Source organism: Paracnuella aquatica, assembly GCF_003332885.2.
In the GTDB taxonomy this organism is placed as follows: domain Bacteria; phylum Bacteroidota; class Bacteroidia; order Chitinophagales; family Chitinophagaceae; genus Flavisolibacter; species Flavisolibacter aquaticus.
The window spans coordinates 1-1,000 of record NZ_QOWJ01000046.1; the positions used below are offsets into that span (position 1 = coordinate 1).

Annotated in this window: 3 protein-coding genes; all 3 read left to right on the top strand. The window is 57.6% G+C overall.

The window, feature by feature from the left end:
• The first annotated feature begins 32 nt into the window (after nt 1–32).
• The gene (locus DRJ53_RS21005; RefSeq protein WP_006777795.1) at nt 33–470 is read left to right on the top strand and encodes a DNA-packaging protein FI; all 438 of its coding nucleotides are present in this window, start codon (nt 33–35) and stop codon (nt 468–470) included.
• Nucleotides 471–481: 11 nt separating this feature from the next.
• Nucleotides 482–835 (top strand): head-tail joining protein, encoded by a 354-nt coding sequence (locus DRJ53_RS21010; RefSeq protein WP_000752979.1) that lies wholly within the window; start codon nt 482–484, stop codon nt 833–835.
• Nucleotides 836–846: 11 nt separating this feature from the next.
• The coding region (locus DRJ53_RS21015) for a phage tail protein (RefSeq protein WP_170997307.1) at nt 847–1,000 on the top strand (154 nt) is incomplete at its 3' end.

Consider the following 1,000-nt stretch of genomic DNA (forward strand, 5'->3'; position numbering starts at 1 on the left):
GATGAGTTCGTGTCCGTACAACTGGCGTAATCATGGCCCTTCGGGGCCATTGTTTCTCTGTGGAGGAGTCCATGACGAAAGATGAACTGATTGCCCGTCTCCGCTCGCTGGGTGAACAACTGAACCGTGATGTCAGCCTGACGGGGACGAAAGAAGAACTGGCGCTCCGTGTGGCAGAGCTGAAAGAGGAGCTTGATGACACGGATGAAACTGCCGGTCAGGACACCCCTCTCAGCCGGGAAAATGTGCTGACCGGACATGAAAATGAGGTGGGATCAGCGCAGCCGGATACCGTGATTCTGGATACGTCTGAACTGGTCACGGTCGTGGCACTGGTGAAGCTGCATACTGATGCACTTCACGCCACGCGGGATGAACCTGTGGCATTTGTGCTGCCGGGAACGGCGTTTCGTGTCTCTGCCGGTGTGGCAGCCGAAATGACAGAGCGCGGCCTGGCCAGAATGCAATAACGGGAGGCGCTGTGGCTGATTTCGATAACCTGTTCGATGCTGCCATTGCCCGCGCCGATGAAACGATACGCGGGTACATGGGAACGTCAGCCACCATTACATCCGGTGAGCAGTCAGGTGCGGTGATACGTGGTGTTTTTGATGACCCTGAAAATATCAGCTATGCCGGACAGGGCGTGCGCGTTGAAGGCTCCAGCCCGTCCCTGTTTGTCCGGACTGATGAGGTGCGGCAGCTGCGGCGTGGAGACACGCTGACCATCGGTGAGGAAAATTTCTGGGTAGATCGGGTTTCGCCGGATGATGGCGGAAGTTGTCATCTCTGGCTTGGACGGGGCGTACCGCCTGCCGTTAACCGTCGCCGCTGAAAGGGGGATGTATGGCCATAAAAGGTCTTGAGCAGGCCGTTGAAAACCTCAGCCGTATCAGCAAAACGGCGGTGCCTGGTGCCGCCGCAATGGCCATTAACCGCGTTGCTTCATCCGCGATATCGCAGTCGGCGTCACAGGTTGCCCGTGAGACAAAGGTACGCC